The 20,249-nt window shown below is 38.9% G+C and carries 19 protein-coding genes; 6 read left to right on the forward strand and 13 right to left on the reverse strand.

Annotated features, from left to right (window positions below; all coding sequences use genetic code 11):
- Nucleotides 1-375: 375 nt before the first annotated feature.
- Both OOZ15_RS14155 and OOZ15_RS14160 read left to right on the forward strand, forming a co-directional pair.
- The gene (locus tag OOZ15_RS14155) at nucleotides 376-807 is read left to right on the forward strand and encodes a tellurite resistance TerB family protein (protein ID WP_265957081.1); all 432 of its coding nucleotides are present in this window, start codon (nucleotides 376-378) and stop codon (nucleotides 805-807) included.
- 143 nt (nucleotides 808-950) lie between these two features.
- Nucleotides 951-1,280, forward strand: a complete 330-nt coding sequence (locus OOZ15_RS14160) for a zinc-ribbon domain-containing protein (RefSeq protein ID WP_265957082.1) — start codon at nucleotides 951-953, stop codon at nucleotides 1,278-1,280.
- A gap of 147 nt (nucleotides 1,281-1,427) precedes the next feature.
- Here the strand turns inward: OOZ15_RS14160 and fbp are convergent, their stop codons facing one another.
- On the reverse strand, nucleotides 1,428-2,435 hold the full coding sequence (fbp, locus tag OOZ15_RS14165) for a class 1 fructose-bisphosphatase (RefSeq protein WP_265957083.1): 1,008 nt from the start codon (nucleotides 2,433-2,435) through the stop codon (nucleotides 1,428-1,430).
- Nucleotides 2,436-2,544: 109 nt separating this feature from the next.
- Here fbp and OOZ15_RS14170 point away from each other — a divergent pair, with 109 nt between their 5' ends.
- From OOZ15_RS14170 to OOZ15_RS14185, 4 genes are all read left to right on the forward strand, one after another.
- Nucleotides 2,545-3,030, forward strand: coding sequence for a GNAT family N-acetyltransferase (locus OOZ15_RS14170; RefSeq protein ID WP_265957084.1), 486 nt, complete (start codon nucleotides 2,545-2,547; stop codon nucleotides 3,028-3,030).
- Nucleotides 3,031-3,033: 3 nt separating this feature from the next.
- The gene (locus OOZ15_RS14175) at nucleotides 3,034-4,284 is read left to right on the forward strand and encodes an aspartate kinase (protein ID WP_265957163.1); all 1,251 of its coding nucleotides are present in this window, start codon (nucleotides 3,034-3,036) and stop codon (nucleotides 4,282-4,284) included.
- A 185-nt stretch (nucleotides 4,285-4,469) separates the two neighbouring features.
- Complete coding sequence (locus OOZ15_RS14180; protein ID WP_265957085.1) at nucleotides 4,470-6,293, forward strand: GNAT family N-acyltransferase; 1,824 nt, start codon at nucleotides 4,470-4,472, stop codon at nucleotides 6,291-6,293.
- A gap of 159 nt (nucleotides 6,294-6,452) precedes the next feature.
- Complete coding sequence (locus tag OOZ15_RS14185) at nucleotides 6,453-7,421, forward strand: DUF6807 domain-containing protein (RefSeq protein ID WP_265957086.1); 969 nt, start codon at nucleotides 6,453-6,455, stop codon at nucleotides 7,419-7,421.
- A 191-nt stretch (nucleotides 7,422-7,612) separates the two neighbouring features.
- Here OOZ15_RS14185 and OOZ15_RS14190 read toward each other — a convergent pair whose 3' ends face one another.
- From OOZ15_RS14190 to OOZ15_RS14245, 12 genes are all read right to left on the reverse strand, one after another.
- Nucleotides 7,613-10,054, reverse strand: coding sequence for a TonB-dependent receptor (locus tag OOZ15_RS14190; protein WP_265957164.1), 2,442 nt, complete (start codon nucleotides 10,052-10,054; stop codon nucleotides 7,613-7,615).
- Nucleotides 10,035-11,402 carry an HTTM domain-containing protein gene (locus OOZ15_RS14195; protein ID WP_265957087.1) on the reverse strand — a complete coding sequence of 456 codons (1,368 nt, stop codon included), beginning with the start codon at nucleotides 11,400-11,402 and terminating at the stop codon, nucleotides 10,035-10,037. Before OOZ15_RS14195 ends, OOZ15_RS14190 begins: the two co-directional genes overlap by 20 nt.
- 3 nt (nucleotides 11,403-11,405) lie before the next feature.
- On the reverse strand, nucleotides 11,406-12,560 hold the full coding sequence (locus OOZ15_RS14200) for an imelysin family protein (protein WP_265957088.1): 1,155 nt from the start codon (nucleotides 12,558-12,560) through the stop codon (nucleotides 11,406-11,408).
- 128 nt (nucleotides 12,561-12,688) lie between these two features.
- On the reverse strand, nucleotides 12,689-13,897 hold the full coding sequence (locus tag OOZ15_RS14205; protein WP_265957089.1) for a DUF4856 domain-containing protein: 1,209 nt from the start codon (nucleotides 13,895-13,897) through the stop codon (nucleotides 12,689-12,691).
- A 346-nt stretch (nucleotides 13,898-14,243) separates the two neighbouring features.
- A complete protein-coding gene (locus OOZ15_RS14210) occupies nucleotides 14,244-14,660 on the reverse strand; it encodes an arsenate reductase ArsC (protein ID WP_265957090.1) in 417 nt (138 codons plus the stop codon).
- A 289-nt stretch (nucleotides 14,661-14,949) separates the two neighbouring features.
- Entirely contained in the window at nucleotides 14,950-15,261 is a 312-nt protein-coding gene (locus tag OOZ15_RS14215; protein WP_265957091.1) for an ArsR/SmtB family transcription factor, read from the reverse strand.
- A 72-nt stretch (nucleotides 15,262-15,333) separates the two neighbouring features.
- Nucleotides 15,334-15,714 (reverse strand): TM2 domain-containing protein, encoded by a 381-nt coding sequence (locus tag OOZ15_RS14220; RefSeq protein WP_265957092.1) that lies wholly within the window; start codon nucleotides 15,712-15,714, stop codon nucleotides 15,334-15,336.
- Between the two features lie 81 nt (nucleotides 15,715-15,795).
- Complete coding sequence (locus tag OOZ15_RS14225) at nucleotides 15,796-16,737, reverse strand: 2-hydroxyacid dehydrogenase (protein ID WP_265957093.1); 942 nt, start codon at nucleotides 16,735-16,737, stop codon at nucleotides 15,796-15,798.
- Between the two features lie 232 nt (nucleotides 16,738-16,969).
- Nucleotides 16,970-17,425 carry a hypothetical protein gene (locus OOZ15_RS14230; protein ID WP_265957094.1) on the reverse strand — a complete coding sequence of 152 codons (456 nt, stop codon included), beginning with the start codon at nucleotides 17,423-17,425 and terminating at the stop codon, nucleotides 16,970-16,972.
- A 151-nt stretch (nucleotides 17,426-17,576) separates the two neighbouring features.
- Complete coding sequence (gene mgtE, locus OOZ15_RS14235) at nucleotides 17,577-18,932, reverse strand: magnesium transporter (protein ID WP_265957095.1); 1,356 nt, start codon at nucleotides 18,930-18,932, stop codon at nucleotides 17,577-17,579.
- Between the two features lie 102 nt (nucleotides 18,933-19,034).
- Complete coding sequence (gene rsmA, locus OOZ15_RS14240) at nucleotides 19,035-19,898, reverse strand: 16S rRNA (adenine(1518)-N(6)/adenine(1519)-N(6))-dimethyltransferase RsmA (protein WP_265957096.1); 864 nt, start codon at nucleotides 19,896-19,898, stop codon at nucleotides 19,035-19,037.
- Nucleotides 19,899-19,922: 24 nt separating this feature from the next.
- Complete coding sequence (locus tag OOZ15_RS14245; RefSeq protein ID WP_265957097.1) at nucleotides 19,923-20,234, reverse strand: DUF4286 family protein; 312 nt, start codon at nucleotides 20,232-20,234, stop codon at nucleotides 19,923-19,925.
- Nucleotides 20,235-20,249: the final 15 nt, after the last annotated feature.

Raw genomic sequence — 20,249 nt, forward strand, 5'->3', positions numbered from 1 at the left:
AAGCCCATGCGCCAGCTGGCTCATTCGCTAAAATAACCCACTGGGTTATTTTTATACGCTCAGCCCTGTGCTCGGTTGAAGACTTTTTTGAGTTACATAGCAGCGCTACGTAAGGAAACAAAGACGAAAAGCAAGTGCAAAAGGACGATTTTTTAGCCAATTGGAAAAAGTTTAAATGAGTTCATTAAGTCGTGACACAACCCAAAAGCTAAAATAAGAATATTTAAACGGAGATAAAAGGATAAGTTTTTAAGAGTTATTAACCAAAATATATCCTTTTTAGACTTCAAACGGGGATTTTCAAAAAACCAAAAAAATTCCCTGAAAAATATGCGGGTTTATTTATCTTTGCCCCACAATAAAAATTCAATATCGATGTCGATTTCAGATTTATATTCAAGTGGTTTCAGGGAGCGTAACCGTGATCATTTTGCTTCTATAGTAAGGGTTGCGTTGACCGATGGGGAAATCAATGACGAAGAAAAAGCATTTTTAGATCGTTTGGCCAACAACCTAGATATCTCGAAAGAAGATTACGAAGCTGTTTTGGAGAACCCAACAGCATATAAGATCAATCCACCTGTTTTATACGATGCCCGTTTAGAGCGTTTGTACGATATCGGACGTATGGTGTATGCAGATCATATTGCAGATGATCATGAAATGCGTATTATGATCCGTATGGCTATAGGTCTTGGTTTTACTTCTGCCAATGCCGAGTTTATCGTAAAAAAAGCCATGTACCTGTTGAATATTGGCGTGGATTTGGAAACTTTTATAGAAGAGATCAAACACATGAACCGATAATTTCGGTTTACATAAAAACTCAAAAAAGGGATGCTGGAAAGTGTCCCTTTTTTTATGTCATTAACAACCTTTTTATTTTAAGCCGAAACTATTATATTTGTTTTCGATATCCCCCCTGAATTTTAATTTAAAAACCTACAAATATGATTATTTTTGGTAGTAGGGCTGCTCATATCAAGTCAGTTCGTTCCAGCACAGGCTTCTGCCCAAGTTGTCACTCCCAAGGGGAGTTACAGTTTAATATCTTCAGGCATCATGTCCACATTTTTTGGATCCCTCTTTTCCCTTTTATGAAAACTGTTACCGTACAGTGCGGACACTGTAAGTATGCCATGGGTAAAAAAGAAATCCCTGAGAATCTGAAAAACGAGAGCAGACGTATTAAAAAAGAAACAAAAGGACCTATTTGGCAATTTGCGGGATTGATTCTTTTTGGGCTGCTTATTGCGATGCTTTTTATACTGAAAAGCTGAAAAAACTGCTCTTCGTAGATATAAACTAATATTGTTCCCGCAAAGTCAGGAGGCATTTCTGGACCAATTTTTTGTTCAACAAATACATTTCGAAGAGCAGATTTCCTACCCACTAAAGATGCATCCCTACCGGTTCAATTTCTGTTCCTACCCATAAATCTTCATATATTCCTCAATTTTTTCCACCATGTTTTTACTTCCGCAGAAAAAAGGCACCCGCTGATGCAATTCTTTGGGTTCGATATCCAAAATAGGATGAAATCCGTCACTGGCCTTCCCACCGGACTGCTCCGCTAAAAAAGCCATAGGATTGCATTCGTATAACAAACGCAACTTCCCTTCTTTTGCCCTACTGCTTTTCGGATACAAAAACACCCCACCTTTAATCATATTCCTGTGGAAATCGGAAACCAGTGAACCGATATAGCGCGAAGTATATGGCCTGTCTTCCTCCTCCATCTGGCAATATTTAATATATTTTTTTACCCCTTCAGAAAAATGGATGTAATTCCCTTCATTGACCGAGTAAATTTGACCGTCTTCGGGGTATTTCATATCGGGATGTGACAAATAGAAGGTACCAATTGCCGGATTAAGGGTAAAACCGTTTACACCATGTCCGGTAGTGTAGACCAGCATGGTTGAAGTCCCGTAAACAATATAACCCGCAGCCACTTGTTTTCTTCCCGGCTGTAAAAAATCTTCCATGGTCACGGGACCTCCTATAGGGGTTACCCGCCTGTAGATCGAAAAAATCGTCCCCACGGAAACATTCACATCAATATTGCTCGAACCGTCCAACGGATCAAAGAGTACTACATATTTATTCTGATGTTTTTTGTCCAGACTGTTGATCGCTACAAAATCGTCTTCTTCCTCAGATGCTATTCCGCAGACAATCTCCCTGTTGGACAGGGTTTGAATAAACTTATTGTTTGCCAACACATCAAGTTTTTGTTGGTCTTCGCCTTGCACGTTAACATCGCCACTCGTACCCAAAATATCTATCAAACCTGCTTTATTTACCTCATGATTAACAACCTTTGCAGCCAAACGGATGGCGTTGATCAATTTTGAAAGCTCCCCAGTGGAATACAGAAAGGCATTTTGGTTCTCAATAATAAACTCTCCTAGTGTCTGGTTTCTTTTAGCCATTTTTTTGTGTTTTCATGCTCACAAATATCGTTATTTTTGTGAAACTACAACGTTTTCGTTAAAATTCATTTTTAAATATATATAACTCTGTGTTATATTTGTAACAGTTATGAAGTACACAATCAGAACCGCCGTAAAAGAAGACATGAATCAAGTGCTGGAGCTTATCCGTGAACTGGCTATCTTCGAAAAAGAACCGGATGCTGTTGAAGTGACCGTAGCTGATTTGCAACGGGATGGCTTTGGCGATAAACCGGCTTTTCATTGTTTTGTGGCAGAAGCAGATAATAAGATTGAAGGCATTGCTCTTGTTTATGACAGGTATTCTACTTGGAAAGGAAAAACCATACACCTAGAAGACCTGATCGTAAGGGAGAGCAGGCGTGGTACCGGATTGGGAAGCGCACTTTTTGCCCAGGTGATTCAATACGGGCATGAACAAGGCGTAAAACGCATTGAATGGGCGGTACTTGATTGGAACGATCCGGCCATCAACTTTTATGAAAAGAACGGTGCCAACGTCATGAGGGATTGGGATACGGTTCAATTGGATGAAGAAGGAATCAAAAATTTTATAGCAAAGAATAATTTATAAATGATGAGAATATTTAAGTTCGGAGGAGCATCGGTAAAGGATGCTGAGGGAGTGAGAAATGTGGTCAATGTGTTGAAAACCGTTGGACATGAAAACACATTGTTGGTAGTTTCTGCTATGGGAAAAATCACAAACGCCATGGAAACGGTAGTCAAAAGCTATTTTGAAAACAAAAACGAACTCAATACCGCTTTTGAAGAAGTTATCAACTATCACAACGATATACTTTCAGATCTTTTCCCCAACGACCAACATCCTGTATATGGAAAAGTAAAAGATTTGGTCGAGCAAGTGAAAGGTTTTTTGGCTTGGAATAAATCGCCTAAATACAACTTTGTGTACGATCAAGTTGTTGGTTACGGTGAGCTAATCTCAACCACCATTATCAGCTCCTATTTTGAAGAGGTAGGTCTTAAAAACCAATGGCTGGATGTGAGGGATTATATCAAAACCGATGACAATTACAGGGAAGCGATCGTTAATTGGGATCTCACACAGAAAAACATCACCGAAAACATAGACCGTAGCAGCCTGAACATCACCCAAGGTTTTCTTAGTAGTGATGACAATAATTTTACTACCACATTGGGCAGGGAAGGTTCCGACTATACAGCCGCCATTTTTGCTTATTGCCTAAATGCCGAATCAGTTACTATCTGGAAAGATGTGCCGGGGGTGTTGAATGCCGATCCCCGTTATTTTGAAAAGGCAGAACTGCTTAATAGGATATCATACAGAGAGGCTATCGAGCTCGCTTTTTACGGAGCTTCAGTAATCCATCCAAAAACACTGCAACCCTTGCAAAGGAAGGAGATCCCTCTTCATGTTAAGTCTTTTGTTAATCCAACAGAAAATGGTACTACCGTAGTGAAAGGCAAAGGAATTTCGCCGAACGTCCCATGTTTCATTGTGAAAAAGAATCAAACCTTGATGAAATTATCTTCCTTGGATTTTTCATTCATTGTCGAAGACAGTATCAGCGAATTGTTCAAACTTTTACACGACAACAGGATGAAAGTGGACCTTATCCAAAACTCCGCCATTAGTTTTTCTGTTTGTGTGGACAACAAATTCAATAATCTTGACAATTTGCTGAAAACACTGAAATCGAAATTCAAGGTGACCCATTATGAAGATGTTTCGCTTTACACCATAAGACACTTTAACGAAGAAGCGATAGCATCGCTACAAAATGGAAGGGAAGTACTCGTGGAACAGCGCACACAAGAAACAGTTCAACTGGTTGTACGTTAATCTTTGGTCATTCTTTTTCAGAAACATCCCATTTAACCCGAATAGCATTTTAGCTTAATAAAATCCTATTTGGTTTTTTTTCCTATATTTCCTCTGTACAAATTAAATTTTGTAGCCAAAAAGTACAAATTTTCAATGAGAAATTTTAATGTACTTTTGTTTTGATTTGATTAATATCATTATAAATGGGATTAGTAACTGCTAAAGAGGTTGCACAAGTAATCAAGGCGGACAAATACGGTTTTTTAGGAACCTTTGTCGGTTGGGGACTCATGAAAGTGCTCAACATCTCCACTCTTAATAAAATTTATACTAAACACCAAGATAAAACCGACCTCGATTTTATGAATTCGATCTTGGGTGAGTTTGAGATCAATTTTGAAATCCCAAAAGAAGACCTAAAAAGATTGCCCAAAGACGGAGCGTATATTACCATTTCCAATCATCCCCTGGGTGGAATAGACGGCATTCTCCTCTTAAAATTATTATTGGAGCAACGACCAGATTATAAAATCATAGCCAATTTCCTGTTACACCGCATAAAACCACTTGTCCCCTACATCATGCCAGTAAATCCGTTTGAAGACCACAAAGATGCCAAAAGCAGCATTATGGGCTTTAAACAATCTTTACAACATATCAGGGATGGGCATCCTTTGGGAATTTTCCCTGCCGGAGAAGTTTCTACTTATCAGGATGGCAAACTTATAGTAGACAGGCCTTGGGAAGAAGCCGCTATGAAGCTCATAAAAAAAGCAGAGGTTCCGGTGGTTCCTATTTATTTTCATGCAAAAAATAGCCGTTTGTTCTATCGGCTGTCAAAAATCAGTGACACTTTGCGTACTGCCAAATTGCCTTCAGAATTGTTGACCCAGCGAAACCGTGTTATCCGGGTACGAATTGGGCGCCCCATCAGTGTAAAAGCCCAGCAGGAGTTTGACAATCTGGATGAATTCACCGAATTCCTACGCAGAAAAACATACATGCTCTCTAATGCGTATGACAAGAGCCGTTTATTTGACAAAGTCCCTACAAGCTTTAAATTTCCCCGCTCACCAAAAGAAATTATAACTCCTGTGAGCAAAGATCTTATGAGCAGGGAGGTGGAAGGCCTAAGGGAAAATGATCTTCGTCTGCTTCAAAGTAAGAATTTTGAAGTCTTCCTTTCTAAAGCCAAAAAGATGCCATATATACTTCGGGAGATAGGCAGGCTTCGGGAAATTACATTTAGAGAAGTTGGTGAAGGCACCAATCAAGCCACCGATATTGATGAATTTGACGAATATTACCACCACCTTTTCTTGTGGGATAACAAAGAAAAAGCTATCGTTGGCGCCTACAGAATGGGATTGGGTGCCGAAATTTTCAAAACAAAAGGCATTAATGGTTTTTACCTGCAAGACCTCTTCAGATTTGAGCCAGAACTCTATAAAATGATGAGCGAATCCATAGAAATGGGCAGGGCTTTTATCGTGAGTGAATATCAGCAAAAACCCATGCCTTTGTTCTTGCTTTGGAAAGGGATCGTGCACACGACACTTCGCCATCCCGAACACAAATACTTGATTGGCGGAGTAAGCATCAGCAATCAATTTTCGAAATTTTCTAAATCGCTGATGATCGAATTTATGAAATCACATTACTGGGATCCGTATGTGGCTCAATATATCAGTCCGAAAAAAGAATTCAAGGTCAAATTGAAGGATGCCGACAAGGAATTTGTCTTTGATGAAACTGAAGCCGACCTCAATAAATTCGACCGCATGATCGATGAAGTAGAACCCGGAAGTCTACGATTACCGGTGTTGATCAAAAAATACATCAAACAAAATGCAAAAGTAGTCGCTTTTAATGTTGATCCACTGTTCAACAATTCGGTAGACGGACTTATGTATATCAAAATAGCCGATTTACCCGAAAGTACTGTAAAGCCTGTTATGGAAGAATTTCAAGCCGAATTGGAACGGAAATTTATGAACGGAAATGGGGAGCAGAAAGAGGATTCATAAACAACGTGAATTCGGCATATAAGATTAATCTTTGGAAAGCTTACAGGAAACAAAAACGTGTTAACTAACAAATATCAAATAATTTCAAACTATAATAAATCGAACTCATGTTAAGCATGAAAAGATTCCTGCCTGCGCAGGAATTTAAATAACCAACCAATGAAAAAAATAACACTACTTTTTGCCTTTATTGGATTTCTTGTTTCCTGTAAAGGTCAAATAAATAAGGAGGAAGAAACTCCCGTTAACCTGATAAAGGAGAATGGGGTCTTAACCATAGAAATAAACAAAAAACCGCTTGTTTCTTATCATTACGGAGTCAAATACCCTCCAAAAGGGGTTGATTCTGTTTATCAACGTAGTGGATTTATCCATCCGTTGAAAACCATCGGCGGACATACATTAACACGTATTCAGCCCGAAGATCATTATCATCATTATGGAATATGGAATCCGTGGACACATGTTCTTTTTGAAACCGATACGCTCGATTTCTGGAATTTGGCAAAAAAGGAAGGCACAGTGCGTTTTGTCAACTTTAAATCAATCTCAACTGATCATGATACTGCAACATATCAAACTATGCACGAACATGTGGTTTTAAAAAATGGCCAAGAAAAAACAGCCTTGAATGAATTACAGACTGTTCGCGTTTTTCAGCCCGAAGCCAATTACTATATAGTTGACTTTAAAATAGATTACAGCTGTGCCACCGATGAACCTTTTAAAATTTTAAAATACAGATATGGAGGTTTTGGATTCAGAGCTACCGAAGCATGGGGCAAAAATAACAGTAAAATACTGTCTTCTGAAGGAAAAACAAGATTGAATGTAGACAGTACTACGGCAAAATGGTGCATGATACAGGGGGAATTGGGCAATGATTACGGCGGAATAATCATGATGTCACACCCAAACAATTACAATCATCCGGAACCCCTCAGGGTATGGCCCGTTAGTGATGAAGAATCTGGTGATGTCTTTGTCAATTACTCTCCTACTAAAACCAAAAATTGGCTTCTGGAACCTGGTAAAACCTATACGTTAAACTATCGATTAGTGGTTTTTGACGGTACATTTTCTGCTGAAAGAGCTGAAAAACTATGGAGTGGGTATGTAAATCGGTAGATTTTAAAATTCAATTCACAAATAACAAAATTTAATTTACCAGTACGCCAGCTGATTATATATGCCCTCCTGTATCAGTTGGTGGTCTCGTTTGCCTGCGCGCCGGCTGGCCCCATCGCTAAAAACATCCACCGGATGTTTTTTTAACGCTCGGTCCCCTACCTAATCTCGGCAGGCAAGTTCGCAAGAATTTAGAACTTAAACTGGAGGGTTGCATAATATGTTCTCGGTGCAGACGGAATGATTCCCGGACCGGGATAACCTGTTGCCCTTCGGGTGAAATAGCTGTTATTAGTCAAATTATTAATTCCTGTTTCTATCCTAAACTTTGAGAATGCGTATGAGAATGACAAATCCATAATATGATAGGCGGGAATCTCCCCTTCTATACCTCGCACATTTTCGGTTCTATCAATTGGTGCATTGGAAGCATCAGTATATTGATCGGACAAATAGGAGTACTGAAGTGAAGCCAAAAAGTTTTTATAACCAAAGGTAGTTCCTGTTTTAAAATTGACATTCGGTACGAACTCCACTTTATTTCCTTCAACTCCAGGCACTTCAGATTCCAAGTATTCCGAATCGGTGAAAGCCGTATTTACAAAAAGGTTCCATCGGTATTCAGGACTTCCATTGAAAAAGGTTTTGTAAATATTCCAATCGGCAAAAGTTTCCAATCCATAGATAAAAGCTTTTCCAATATTTCCTCTTTTTCGTATCACCCTATTATCTTCAGCCACTAACACCTCTCCTATCCTGCCGTTATACATCAAGCCAAATACATTTGCATCATAAGACACTTTATTGGAAAGCTGTCCGCGAAGTCCCAAGTCTGCCGTAAAACCTTTTTCATCGTTAATATTTTCATCGACCTGAAAAGAAGGATTGGCTATACGAATATCATTAAAAGTAACCGATCTGTAATTCTGTGAAAAATTACCATATACTTCCAATCCGTCCACCGGTTTATAGCTTAGTCCCAATCCCAGTAATGCCAGTGAACGCTCAAAGTTATCGTTCTCTTCAATCGTTTCATTCTGAATTACATTCCCTGCATTATCCTGATTGATATTTCTATAGAAACCGTCTGCTTTGGTATTGATAAACTCTACCCGAAAGCCCGGTGTAACTGAAAATGTTTCAGAGAATTTGAATATATTCTCCCCGAAAAACGCCAGATTAAGGTTAGGAAAATCATAATCCGATTGATTGGGGTAATTTGGATATTCATCAGTGTAAAAGTTAAAATCAGCATCACTACCAGCGCTCCCAGGTCCTTGAATAGCACTGTTATCTGACTGATAATATTTCACCCCTAACAATAAAGCATTCTGATGGTCTTTAAAATTGTATTTGGTCAGTATACGGGCTTCTGCCCCCCAGTTTACAAAATTCCCTGTAATCAGGTCGCGTTCCCCGCCTTCATCGGTTTGGGACACCCTATTCACTCTAAATCCAAGTGCTTTTCTGGAAGCATCGAGTCCGAAGAGATTCAAGGTAAACATGGTATTTTCTGAAAACCCATGCTTAAATTTTAGGGCAAACAAATTCCAATCTACCGAAAACCAGTTCCTTTCCCTGATACTTTGTGAAGGGTCTTCCAAAAACATGACATCTGTCAACCCACCGGCCTGCTGTGCCAGATAATAAAAATAAGTATAATCGAAACTCAAGCTCGTTCTTTCAGAAAACCGATAATTCAGGTTGGCAAAAAAATTTCTCGAATCAAACTCTGAATTATCCTGATAACCATCACCTTGTTTGTAATTGTAATAGGTATAATAACTAAACTTGCCCATCGTACCGCTCAAACTATTAAAACTCGTGAAAAGACTGTTTGATCCCAATGTTTGTCTGCTCACCAACGCTATCTTTTTATCGGCTACAGGTTCTTTTATTTTAAAATTCACCAATCCGCCAAACTGTGTTCCGTATTGAAGCGAGGCCGCCCCCCTTACTATTTGGATTTCCTGAAGGGCTTCTGTCGGGGGTGTATAATAACTTTCCGGATATCCTAAAACATCGGCACTTATATCATATCCGTTTTGTCTTATGTTGAAATTTGCCGAACGGTTGGGGTCGAGTCCCCTCCCTCCTATGTTCAGTTGGAGTCCGCCATCATTGCTTTCATATATATTCAACCCTACTACTTGTGAAAATACCTGTCTGGCATTATTAATCGCCATATTTCCCATTTGCTCACCTACCAGTACCACTTCACTCTTTTTTCCTGCGTAAATGGCTGTTTCGTCAACATCTTTTAATCGTTTTAAGGCAAAAAGTTCTTTCCGCTTCTGCGAAATGACTACTTCTGATAATTCAACAGCTAAAGGATAGAGCTCCACGTCCAACTTCGTGATCTTATCTCCATTGACTTCAACATCCTTCTTCAAGGTGGTATACTGGTAACTGAAAAATGTTATTTTATGGATTCCCTCATCAACATCAGCAAGCTCATAGCTACCATCATCATTAGTCTCAACAAGTTTGCCTATTGCTTCATCATACACTTCAACAAAAGGCACCGGAAGACCTGTTTCTTGATCAACAACTACTCCCTTTATACTATTTTGGGAAAAAACAAATCCTGAAAGCATCAGGAAACACATTAAATTACAAGCCTTTAATTTCATCTTCAAATGGTAATATCCATGTTTTATGAGCAAACGATTCTTTTTCGTCCGCCAAATTTACTGTACTGTCTATAAATGGTCGACTACGGCGCCCGTTAAGGGTTACATAGCTGTTTACATATATCTCGGGGTTTGTTATACCCTGTTTTTTATAATGATCGTGTAAAAAATGTGCGTATTCCAGAATAAAATCAGGTTGAAACGACATTTGTTTTTCCTGGAAAGGTGTTAAAAATTCGCTGTTATCCACATGAAAAGATTGTTTCGTAACCGCATCTTTCACTTTAAAATCGGCATGTCCGGCTTTTTCCATCAGCATTACCCGCCACGAAAATCGATAGCCTTCTTCGGTCCAAAAAAGTTCCCCGGGGTACAACAAATACCTGAAGGGGAATAGCAATTGCACTGCAAAAAATAAAAGAATTATTATCCGCTTAAACCCAGAAAATGTTGTGTTGATAGTCGGGAAGGTTTTTCCATTATCAAAATAGGCTTTGTTTATTTTTAAAGTTGCTGAAAGCATCCCCAGGAATTTGTGATGCCATGCTGCACTAAAAAAGATCAACGCCGAAAAAATCATCACATAGGGGAACATCCCTATGGGGAACATGATCCGCGTAAACACATGAAAAACCACCACGAGTATGAATGCGAACATCCGGGTTCGTCTAAATAACAACAAAAACGGAATGGATAGGTCGTATGCCACACCTATCCAGCTAAAAGCGTAATGCGTCCACTCTTGTTGAAACAAGTCTCCCAACAGCGGAATATCGTATTTTGAAGGCAGCCATATTTTTAAGGGCATGGCATTAAAAAGCCAATCTGAATTCAGTTTTGCGAGTCCGGCATAAAAATATACGATGGTAATAAGCAGCATTACGGCATCGATACTCCATTTCGGGATTTTTTGAAACACTTTATCCTTATTTCTTTTTGCATCCACGGAAAAATAAACATTTGCAGGCAAAAAGATCATCAAAAAAGCTGTGATACTGATGAAGTAGTAATGATTCAAATAGGTCGTTTTGTCCATCAGCTCTATATAGGTGAAACTCAAAAAAAAGCAGATAATGGCCATGCGATATTTATATCCAACAGCTACGGCGAAAGCTGAAAGTCCGCAAAAAATAAAAACGAGGTAGGTATAAACCCCTATGGGTTTTACCCATTCAAAACCGTAATATGAGAAAAAGAATTCGGGTTGAATGTATAATTTATCGACCCAACCCAAAGCCATAAACCTGATGATGCTCACACACATAAGTACCCCAAACAAAACACGAAAGACTGCCAATGGTGCAGCCTCCGTAACTTTGTCGAAATATTTGATATGTGTTGAACTCATCTGTTAATCGCCATCAGCATCAACATAATCTACACTAATACTCAAAGTAGAAAGCATATCCACTTTAAAATATACCACGTTGCGTTGCAGTTCGTCGTACAAGCTTATCATAAGTGAATTGTCGGTTTCTATTTGAGCGCTAAAACTATTGGATAATGCTGTCGACTTATTTTTAATTGTAGTAAATTGAGAGTTAATCAAGTCACTTAGCTTATCCCCTGCAATTTCATTGATCTCGTGCATATAATCGAGGTAGCTCTTTAATGATTCTCCGGTTGAACTCCCATCAAATGCTTTTCCGTTGAAGAAATCCTGGGAAGCATTCACCGCTTCCAAATACAATTCTTTTGAGACATCGTTATTATAATAAGCTTCCACCTTATCGGGGAAAACCGTACCGCTTGAAAATACGCCTGCAGGAATCCCCACTTTACCTGCGCGTACGTTCTTTTCGTAATTAAAAATAAAATCGTTGACCAGTTTATTGATTGAACTGGTACTACTGCTTCCTGAATTATTTATGAAAGTATTTCGGTAATTCCCTTGCCAATCTGCTGTGACCTGATCTGTTAACGACTTTAAACGGCTCACCACATCGGTTAAATATTGTTTGTAATTATCAGCTGATGCATCAGTAGTGTAAAGCAACAAAATATCAGCATCGCTTTCAGCTAAACCAAATAACAAGTAATCGAGTGCCGGAAAACCCTGCTCGTCTATAGAAGACAGTGTAGTTAAATCGTATGATCCAGACTGAATATTTTGATTGATCCCCTCACTATCATTATCATTAGCATCAGTCTGAGCCGGATAAATATTGGTGAAATCATGTAATTTCAGCTCTTCAGCCTTACCAATTTCAAACATAGAAACATGCTGAAATGCCTTGTAAGCCTCTAACCAAGCGCTTCTGAGTTCGCTTAGCCCTGTTTCATCTGTACCGGTAGAAACAAGCACTTCTGTTTTTGTACTTAAAACTTCGAGTTTTGCTTGGTAATCCACATAGGCAGGAATTATAATATTATCTGCCCAGTTTGTCAACATCGCCTCGCGGTCAAACGGATCCACTCCTTTAGGCTGTTCTCCTCCCGAGTCGTCACTACCACCACTACAAGCTAAGAAAGCCACACAACTGAAAAACAAAAGTATCTTCTTCATCGGTTAATTATTTATTTAAATATTTAAATATTTAAAGAAGTTGTCTAAAAAACTGCAAATTCAGATATCATGCTGACAAGTTAAATTCACCAAGGGCTTTTTAGACAATCAATCTCCCTCTTTTTATATTATTCAGCACTATTTGCCGCCCCAGCAACCGTAAATCCAAAGGCAGTTGCAATTTCTTCAGAACGTGTATCAAGTATTGCATTCAAATGATCAACATCCCAAAGACCGTTCTCTCCAGCGATTAAATCATCTAAAATAGCGTCCACATCTTCTTTTGAGATATAAGGCTCTCCTGTAGTCGGGTTTTGTGTAAAACGCAAGCTTAAGATAAATCCGTAAGCCTCAGATAATGCATGGAATGATGCTGTAACATCAGGAGTTAGATTTGACTCCCCGCTTTTAAGGTAATAAACAGCTCTTACGGCAGCAACCAAGGATAAATTTTCACGGATGATAGCTACTTGCTCATCTCTTGTTCCATAATCTTTATTAACAATAGCGGCTCTACCGGTAATAAATGCTTCATCGATAGCGGCTCTTACTCCTGCAAAATCAGGATCCGCATCTACCTCATCAATGTAGCCATCCCAGTATTTTCCGCCTCCGGCACCGTAGATATATCCATAAGCTTCATCCCACTTATGCTCCATAACGGTGTGATTTTTACCTTCATCCAGAACGTCTTCATCGTTATTGGTTATGTTGTTAGCTTCATCCAACACCGCTGTACTTAAATAGTTGTTCAATATCTGATCCATTAAACAAGCACCCATTAAGCCTTTGGCCATGAGTTGTTCAAATTCGAGTCCGTTGGCTCCTACCAAGCGTCCACCTTCAATTATACCGGCAACACCAGCAGATGCTTGTGTTTCTGAGCTTCCATTTACAGAAGCATCAGCAGCTCCGGACAACCAAGCTTCAAAATCAGCTCTTACTGCTAGCTGCTCTTCAGTGGAGCCACCTCCGTTAAGGTTTACAAAATAATCCGCTGAAGCAGCAGTTTTACTTTTTAATTGTTTTGAAGTCGCTTCGTTAAGTGCTACATCATCAAAAGGAGCATCGGTATTACTATACATGTTTAACAAGTGTTGCTCCTCCAATGGCCAATTTTCTGAAGTCTTTATCTCTGCTCTCACTTCATCCAACATTAACAGTCTGGTGTCTTGACCTCCATGACTCACTGAGCTTTCTCCGTTACGTTCAAATGTATATGAAGCGGGTATTGTATATCCTCCTTCATTCTCATTAATGTTATCATCGTCTGATGAACATGAGGTAAAAACCATGGCAGATACAGACAGTACCATAAGTAGATTTCTGAATTTCATTTTTTCTTTTTTTTATTTAGACTTATTATTAATAAGTGGACAAACTTATAAATGAAATTCAAATTGACCAACTTTTTCGCAAAAAAAATTAAGGTTTATTTAACAAAAGAGCCTTTTTTTGAACACTAAACCACTATGGATTTGAAATCCATAGGTTTATAGCAGACTGAAAGTCTGTTTTGCCACGGATACACGAATAATTTTCAAATAACTATTAGTATATCCGTGTATTCATAGTCAAAGTTTATAGAAACTAAAGTAACTGCAATAGAATTGCAGGGTTTTTAACCTTCAACTTGATAATAAATGGATCAGCTTTGAGCAGGATTTTTAAAAGTTGATTGTGCTACCACTTATTTTCTTTTATAATCTGCTTGCAAAATAGCTTGATTTCGTTTCGGGTTTTTTCAAAAGCTCTGTGAACGGCCTCTTCAGAACCTCTTAACCTTACCGGGTCTTTGAATTCCTTATAAATAAACTTTAGCGAATCTTTAAAATTTGCCGCGATCACATCGACAAAACCACATACCGAAATTACACAGTCAAACTTTTCAAGCTTATATTCGTCTATGGTATTACTCGTTATTCCTGTTATATCAACTCCGTCTTCCTGCATGATCGCAATAGCCCGCGGATTGATCCCATTCTTATTAAAACCTGCACTATAAATTAAGAGTTTATACCCCAAAAAATGGTTTAAATAACCATGTGCCATAATGCTTCTACAAGAGTTTTCATTCCCTATTACCAAAATTTTCTTCATTACCTATTTAAATAAATTGATAAAAGAACTCGTTTATACTTTTTTCAATTGGCTAAAAATGATTGCCAACGCATAAACCGGCCTTAATTTATCCATGTGCCTTCTGGTTTTATGCCCATGCGGCAAGCCGGTGGTTCCATTTGCCCGCGCGCCGGCTGGCTCCATCGCTAAAAACATCCACCGGATGTTTTTTTAACGCTCGGTCCTATTATACAAGATAGACATTGAATATTGAATGAATATTTCTTAACTGTTATGAAAAAGTTGTAAAGATCTAAAGCATATCTTTCTACTGCACCTTATTGAAAAAGGTACTAATCAAATGTTTTACTTCGTAAAGCTTATCAACATTTATACGATAACACATCTTTTTCCCTTCCTGATGACCGCTTATCAAGCCTACTTTTTTCAATTCAGTTAAATGTTGGGAAATAGTAGCCTGTGCCAGATCGATATCGTTGACGATATCGTTGCATATACAATTAGGCTGTTCACTTATGTGTTGAAGAATAGCAACACGAGCAGGATGAGCCAGTGCTTTGAATATAGCTGAAAGTTCATTCTGCTCTATGGTATGCGCTAATATTTTAGTATAACCCATAGCTAATCATCTATTATTGCATAATTGCGATAATAAAGGTATTAAAAAAATTCCAAGTTGATTTGGTTTTGTTTAAAACCAAGGTTTTTTACCTACTTGGTATGTATTATAAAACTCTTCATCAGATTTGGTGAGGTAGATAATCCCTTCAATAAGGCCTATTACCCATACTACCCAACCGAGCATCCCACAGGTAAGTCCTCCTAATATCAAGGTTGCCACCAACATGATGATCCCTTCTTTGTTATAACCCAATATAAATTTATGGATACCAAAACCACCTACGACAATGGCCAATATCCCAACCAATATTTTTTTATTGTCATTGCTATCAAAGGTATCCTTGACCCCCTCTTTGAATTCATCAGCAGTTTTCTTGGCCTCTTTGGAGGTTTTGTCAGCAAAGTCTTTAGCCTTATCTCCTAAATCTTTTTCGTTTTCGTTTTCGCTCATTTTCAATTTTTTAAATTGGTTAGCGTCACTAATTTAAGAAAAAAAATCCATTCGTCATTTTTAATTAAGTTGAAAAAATGGTCATGAAAATTTTTCCTTAATCTTATCCACAATAGTTTGAGCAAGTTTTTCTTTACTTTCTACTGTCCAACCAGCTACATGGGGTGTGAGCAGTACATTATCAGCATTGACAAGATATTCGAACGCTTCCGGCATTCCACCGGTAAACAAATTTTCAAAAGAAGCTTTTTCATATTCCAACACATCCAGTCCGGCACCCAAGACCTTACCGGATTTTAAAGCGTCAACAAGATCTTTCGTCACCACACTTTTCCCTCTTGCCGTGTTTAAAAACCAAAAAGGCTTGTGGAACGCTTCTATAAACTCTTTGTTTATCATCCCCACGGTCTCCGGGGTTTGCGGTGTGTGCAAACTAACAACATCTACATTCTTTTGAAACTCCATAATACCTACTTGGCGAGCATTTTTATCATCAACACCACCTACAATATCATAACAGATCACCTCAGCGTCAAAACCTGAAAGTTTTTTGGCAAACGCCTTTCCCATATTGCCATAACCTATAATCCCGATGATTTTTCCATCAACTTCAAAGCCTCTGTTTTCTTCCCTTCGCCACATTCCTGACCTTACCTCACGGTTTGCACTATTAAGTTTATTGAATAGGGACAACAGCATCCCCAGCACGTGTTCTCCAACCGCATTTCTGTTTCCTTCCGGAGCATTGAATAGCGATATCCCCAGTTCTTTGGCCATGCCGACATCGATGTTTTCTAATCCTGCTCCTACCCTACCTATAAACTTCAGGCGGGTGGCTGCTTTTAAAAATTGTGCGTCAATAGGAATTCTACTTCTGATTATAAGTCCGTCATAAGCATGGACCTTAGCTTCAATTTCCGTTTTGGGAGAGGTATAATCTGTATCGTTCCGGAAACCCAGTTCGGCAAGCTGTTCTATCAATAATGGATGGTTGGTATCGAGATGAAGTACTTTTAAAGACATAAACAATAGCATTATGTATTACAAAACACAAATGTACATTTTAAACTGTCTAGTGATATAACAAATATGAATTAAACTACCTTCTCCTAAAGAGTTCTCCCTAACCCCTCCAAAGGAAGGGAACCTCCCATCCCTCCCCTTCAGGGAGGTTAGGTGGGGATAAACTCTGTACATTCAAACCAAAGTTTTCGCCTAAAAGCCATAGATTTCCACCCATTCCTCGAGTGGGATATTAATGACTCCTAAGCGTGTTTTTGATCATCCGCATACGATCTCCTTGATGTTCATAATAACTTCCCAGTATATCAAAACGTTGTATGACCTCATCTTCAACGACCAAACCTTGTAAAATACCAAAATTCTTTTTCTCTAAAGAAATGGCCCTATTAAACAAAAAACGAAATTTATTCTTGACAAAATACAAACGCAGGGTAAGAACACTGATATAACATATCGATCTTATCTTTGAAAAAAAGAGTCCCCATTTATTGGTTTCCTTCAGGTGATGATATAAATTATCACATATACTATTAATGGAAAAAAAATTTTCTTCATAAAATTTTTTTAACTCATCATGAGACATGTAGAATTGACATTCGTAATAAGTTTCCTTTAATTTCGAATTGACAACATACAACTTGGTTAGCTTTCTCTTAACGCTACTACGAATTTTTCCTTCTTTTTCCATAACAATTCAGCATAAGTCAGCAACATGAATGAGGGCAACAATGTTCCTAAATGTACTAAAAATAGTATTAAGTAGGAAAAATCAACTGTATTTTAACACTGTATTAGGGACTATTTCTCTTTAAACAACGTCATAACACCTAATAAAAGTATTAAAACCCTAAAATAAATTTTGCAATAGTGAAGTAAATGAGAATTCCGAAAACGTCGTTACTTGTTGTGATAAAAGGTCCGGTTGCCACAGCAGGATCGACACCTCTCTTGTCTAAAAAAATTGGAATAAAAGTACCTATAATAGCCGCAATAATAATAACTGTGACCAAAGCTATCCCAATGGTTATTGAAACCATATAGGTAGTATTAAACAAAAAATGGCTGATGAGTAAAACCACAAATGCGATGGCGACCCCATTTATCAATCCGAGTATAAACTCCTTCCCCAATTGTTTGATCATTTCTCCGCGGATGGTGTCATTGGCCAAGCCCTGTACCACAATCGCCGATGATTGCACCCCTACATTTCCCGCCGTAGCCTGAATCAAAGGGACAAAAAACATCAAAATAGGATAAGTGATCATTGCTGTTTCAAAACCCTTGATAATACTAGCCCCACCAACGCCTCCCAGCATTCCGATAAGCAACCAGGGCAAACGTGCTTTGGTGAGTTTCCAAATACTGTCATCGGCCTCAACATCCTGGGTAATACCCGCAGCTAACTGATAGTCTTTTTCAGCCTCTTCACGAATCACATCCACGATATCGTCGATCGTAATCCGTCCTACCAATCTCCCCAGCTCATCGATAACAGGAATAGCTTCCAAGTCGTATTTCGACATCAACCTGGCCACTTCTTCTGCTTTATCATTGACCGTTACATAATCTACTTTGGGGATATAAACACTGCTTATCTGTGCCTTGGTCGAAGTGGTCAACAAGTCTTTGAGTGATAAGCGTCCTTTCAGCTTACCGTCATTATCCACCACATAAATGGAGTGCACACGGGTTACATTTTCAGCCTGTCTGCGCATTTCCTTCACACAGGTGAGCACATTCCAGTTTTCGTTTACCTTCACCAACTCTTTTGCCATCAATCCCCCAGCAGAATTCTCATCATAACGCAAAAGATCAACAATATCCCGGGCATGTTCCCTATCATCTATCTGAGAAATGATCTCATTTACCCTCTTATCGGGCAATTCGTTAATGATATCGGCCGCATCATCGGTATCAAGTTCACTCAGCTCATCAGCAATCTCCTTGGCCGACAAGTTTCCAAGGATCTGTTCCCGGATATCCTCATCCAGTTCCGTTAAAACATCCGATGTTTTCTCACTATCGAGCAGCTTGATGATATAGGTCGCCTCCTCCAGCGTCAGTTCGTCGATGATCTCGGCTATATCCGCATAGTGGAATTCTCCCATCATCTTCAGCAAAGTAGCATCCCCATTGGCTTCAATGAGCTGCTCTATCTCTTCGATAAGTTCATCGCTAAGTTTAAATGGAACCATTCCTCACAATTTTTTTGGGCGCACGAGCGGGCTATCCACTATATCTGCTAGCTCTTGTTTCACAATCGCTTGCAGGATGCCGTTCCTATCCCTTGCGCAAAATTACGTTACATCCTTTTCTATACTGACTGTAAGTGTGATGAAGTCCTGAACACTCATTTGTTCCGGTCTCCGGTCAAATATAGCATCTTCTTTTAAATTATCGGTCAGATTGAATGTTTTTAAACTGTTACGCAAAGTTTTTCTTCGCTGTTGAAACGCGGCTTTCACCACCCTAAAAAACATCCTTTCATCACAAGGCAGGGAAAAATCCTTCTTCCGGGTCAACCGTAACACCCCAGATTGTACTTTAGGCGGCGGATTGAAAACTTCGGGAGGAACAGTAAACAGATATTCCGCATCGTAAAAAGCTTGTGTCAAAACCGAAAGGATCCCATAGGTTTTACTTCCTTCCTTCTCACAGATACGCTCGGCTACTTCTTTTTGGAACATCCCTGAAAATTCCGGGATTTGCGAACGATGTTCCAAAGCCTTGAATACAATTTGTGAAGAGATATTATATGGGAAATTCCCTGTGATAGCAAACGGTTCATCTCCAAACAATTGGGTTATATCATACTTCAAAAAGTCGGCTTCAATGACTTCAAAGCTATTTTTGGCATTAGCCGGTTGGTGCTCCAACAAAAAGGTGGTCTGTAAATATTCGATCGACTCGCTATCCAAATCCATTGCAAAAACATCCACTTCCTTCTGAAGCAAATATTTGGTCAGCACTCCCATTCCCGGACCAATCTCCAACACTTTGGAATACGTATTCAAACTAAGGGTGTCACCAATCTGTCGGGCTATATTTTCATCTTTCAAAAAATGCTGTCCGAGGTGTTTTTTGGCCCTTACCTCTCCGTTTTGAACATTCGAACGACTCTTGTGATAGGACTTTCCGTGTTTTTTCTTCTTTTTAGCCATTTTTGTTTTTCAAGGCGATAAGCATCAATATTCGCTTATAATTTCCAATTCCGTTCTAAAAGCCACAAATTTATCAGCAAACTTTTTCATCGCCTTGCCTCGCATGTCATCAGCATCTTCGTCATAATAACGCTGTAAAGTGTCTTTGTCTTTGGTGTGGTATTGTACCGAGTAGGTGATCCCTCCCATAGGTTCTTCCGTCAATACTTTTACCATCCTTGCATTGGTGAATTTTCCTGTTTCCAGCATTTCGGGGATATGGATTTCCTTCATCCATTCCAACCATTGGTCGTGTACCCCTTCATCAATATTGATCGTTACGTTGTATATGTACATGCTTAGTTATTTTTT

It is taken from the genome of Galbibacter kalidii, assembly GCF_026241135.1.
Classification (GTDB): domain Bacteria; phylum Bacteroidota; class Bacteroidia; order Flavobacteriales; family Flavobacteriaceae; genus Galbibacter.

Coding starts and splice junctions, on each gene's coding strand:
- OOZ15_RS14170 (WP_265957084.1), top strand. CDS start 2,545: ATGAAGTACACAATCAGAACCGCCGTAAAAGAAGACATGAATCAAGTG.
- OOZ15_RS14155 (WP_265957081.1), top strand. CDS start 376: ATGTCGATTTCAGATTTATATTCAAGTGGTTTCAGGGAGCGTAACCGT.
- OOZ15_RS14245 (WP_265957097.1), bottom strand. CDS start 20,234: ATGTACATATACAACGTAACGATCAATATTGATGAAGGGGTACACGAC.
- OOZ15_RS14230 (WP_265957094.1), bottom strand. CDS start 17,425: ATGGAAAAAGAAGGAAAAATTCGTAGTAGCGTTAAGAGAAAGCTAACC.
- OOZ15_RS14215 (WP_265957091.1), bottom strand. CDS start 15,261: ATGGGTTATACTAAAATATTAGCGCATACCATAGAGCAGAATGAACTT.
- OOZ15_RS14190 (WP_265957164.1), bottom strand. CDS start 10,054: ATGAAATTAAAGGCTTGTAATTTAATGTGTTTCCTGATGCTTTCAGGA.
- rsmA (WP_265957096.1), bottom strand. CDS start 19,898: ATGGCTAAAAAGAAGAAAAAACACGGAAAGTCCTATCACAAGAGTCGT.
- mgtE (WP_265957095.1), bottom strand. CDS start 18,932: ATGGTTCCATTTAAACTTAGCGATGAACTTATCGAAGAGATAGAGCAG.
- OOZ15_RS14175 (WP_265957163.1), top strand. CDS start 3,034: ATGAGAATATTTAAGTTCGGAGGAGCATCGGTAAAGGATGCTGAGGGA.
- OOZ15_RS14195 (WP_265957087.1), bottom strand. CDS start 11,402: ATGAGTTCAACACATATCAAATATTTCGACAAAGTTACGGAGGCTGCA.
- OOZ15_RS14205 (WP_265957089.1), bottom strand. CDS start 13,897: ATGAAATTCAGAAATCTACTTATGGTACTGTCTGTATCTGCCATGGTT.
- OOZ15_RS14225 (WP_265957093.1), bottom strand. CDS start 16,737: ATGTCTTTAAAAGTACTTCATCTCGATACCAACCATCCATTATTGATA.
- OOZ15_RS14200 (WP_265957088.1), bottom strand. CDS start 12,560: ATGAAGAAGATACTTTTGTTTTTCAGTTGTGTGGCTTTCTTAGCTTGT.
- OOZ15_RS14160 (WP_265957082.1), top strand. CDS start 951: ATGATTATTTTTGGTAGTAGGGCTGCTCATATCAAGTCAGTTCGTTCC.
- OOZ15_RS14185 (WP_265957086.1), top strand. CDS start 6,453: ATGAAAAAAATAACACTACTTTTTGCCTTTATTGGATTTCTTGTTTCC.
- OOZ15_RS14210 (WP_265957090.1), bottom strand. CDS start 14,660: ATGAAGAAAATTTTGGTAATAGGGAATGAAAACTCTTGTAGAAGCATT.
- OOZ15_RS14220 (WP_265957092.1), bottom strand. CDS start 15,714: ATGAGCGAAAACGAAAACGAAAAAGATTTAGGAGATAAGGCTAAAGAC.
- OOZ15_RS14180 (WP_265957085.1), top strand. CDS start 4,470: ATGGGATTAGTAACTGCTAAAGAGGTTGCACAAGTAATCAAGGCGGAC.
- fbp (WP_265957083.1), bottom strand. CDS start 2,435: ATGGCTAAAAGAAACCAGACACTAGGAGAGTTTATTATTGAGAACCAA.